General features: G+C 77.1%; 1 pseudogene. It reads right to left on the bottom strand.

Annotated elements, in window-relative coordinates:
- A pseudogene (locus tag L0B03_RS18980) lies at positions 1 to 406 on the bottom strand (hypothetical protein); the annotation flags it as partial.
- Between the last annotated feature and the right edge of the window lie 126 nt (positions 407 to 532).

Below are 532 nucleotides of genomic sequence, written 5' to 3'. Positions count from 1 at the left end.
ACGGCTGCTCCTGGGCTGCAGCGGGCGCGGGGGCCTCGGTGGGCTCCCAGGCGGGCTGCGGCTGCCAGGCCGGGGACTGCTGGGCGACCTGGGTCTGCGGGCCGGTCCACGTGTCGACCCCGCCGTCGTACCGCTGCGGCTGGTAGGCCTGCTGGTCGTGGCCTCGGGCGCTCGTCGGGTCGGCGTGCACCGGGGCGTAGGCCCCGACCGGCGCAGGCTCCTCGGCCACCTCGAGCTGCTGCTCGTCCGCGGCGTACGGTGCAGCCTGCTCGACCTCGTGCTCGACGTGAGGTGCGGCCGGCTCCTGCTCGGCGTAGACCTCGGCCTGCTCCTGCTCGCCGTAGGGCCCAGGGGCGTACCCGTAGTGCACGGGTGCGTCGTCCTCGACCAGGGCCGGGATGACCATCGTCGGCTCCTCGACCGGGGCCGGCTCGGCGGACTCGGCGGGGGCCGCGTGGGCGCCGCGCGTGGCACGGGGCTCCTCGGCCGGCCCATCGGACGACCGCCCGAAGAAGGACGCGGCGCTCGCGGC

This window comes from Actinotalea sp. C106, assembly GCF_023630195.1.
In the GTDB taxonomy this organism is placed as follows: domain Bacteria; phylum Actinomycetota; class Actinomycetes; order Actinomycetales; family Cellulomonadaceae; genus Actinotalea.
The sequence above is the reverse complement of the archived record's forward strand: the minus strand, read 5'-3'. Positions and strand labels throughout refer to the sequence as shown.